Genomic DNA, 1,001 nt, shown 5'->3' with positions numbered 1-1,001 from the left:
CGGCCGTCGTCCCGGCGATCGGCTCACCGTGCGTGACCATCTGCCGCCCGAAGCTCGCGCGTTTCTCGCTCACGACCGCCAGTGGTGTCTCGAACAAGCGACGCGCGTGGGACCGGCTTGTGCCGAACTCATCGAGCTGCTACTGGCCGATCACATTCTCGAACGCTTGCGCGCGGCGCAGGGCGTCATGCGTTTGCAGAAGCCGTACGGCGCCTCGCGCCTGGAAGCGGCCTGCGCTCGCGCACTGGCACACGCCAGTCCCTTCTATCGGACCGTGAAGACCATCCTCGTGGGCGGCTTCGACCAGCGTCCACTTAGCGATTGCTGCGAACACGTCCACGCCCCCGGTGCGCGTTTCGCTCGCGACGCACAGTCTCTGTTTGCTCCCGACGCCGACGTGCGTCATTAACCCAGGAGATGGCCATGCAACCCATGCCAGCCTTGACCCCGCATCTGAAGCAATTGCGTCTGTCCGGTATCCTCGACTCGCTCGAAGCGCGCAACCGCCAAGCGATCGATGCGAAGCTCTCTTACGTCGACTTCCTGGCTTTGCTGATCGAAGACGAAGTCGCCCGGCGTGAACAGAAGAAGTTTGCGTTACGCATGCGCCGCGCCGCCTTCCGCACCAGCAAGACACTGGAGCAATTCGACTTCGATCGGCTGCCGCAACTGAACCGCGCGCTCGTGCACGATCTGGCCGGAGGCCGTTACCTCGGCGAACATGCGCCGGTGCTCATCGTCGGGCCTTGCGGTACCGGCAAGAGCCACTTGGCGCAGGCCCTCGGGCACTGCGCCGTGCGTCAAGGCGTCGACGTGCTGTTCACCACCTGCACCCAGCTCACCACGAGCTTGAATGCAGCACGTGCCACCGGCGCCTACGAGCGCCGACTTGCCAGCTTAATGCGCGTCGAATTGCTGATCATCGATGACTTCGGACTCAAGCCGCTACGTCCGCCCGCCGACGAGGATCTGCATGAACTGATCGCCGAGCGTTATGAGGC

Annotated in this window: 1 protein-coding gene and 1 pseudogene; both read left to right on the top strand. The window is 64.0% G+C overall.

The genetic code is table 11. The annotated features are described in order from the left end of the window. Window positions 1-409, top strand: a pseudogene (locus DWV00_RS33550) (IS21 family transposase); the annotation flags it as partial. A gap of 14 nt (window positions 410-423) precedes the next feature. Beyond that, window positions 424-1,001: ATP-binding protein (locus DWV00_RS33545; RefSeq protein ID WP_115537906.1), on the top strand; the 578-nt coding region annotated here is incomplete at its 3' end.

Origin of the sequence: Trinickia dinghuensis (assembly GCF_003367175.1) — a bacterium.
In the GTDB taxonomy this organism is placed as follows: domain Bacteria; phylum Pseudomonadota; class Gammaproteobacteria; order Burkholderiales; family Burkholderiaceae; genus Trinickia; species Trinickia dinghuensis.
The sequence above is the reverse complement of the archived record's forward strand: the minus strand, read 5'-3'. Positions and strand labels throughout refer to the sequence as shown.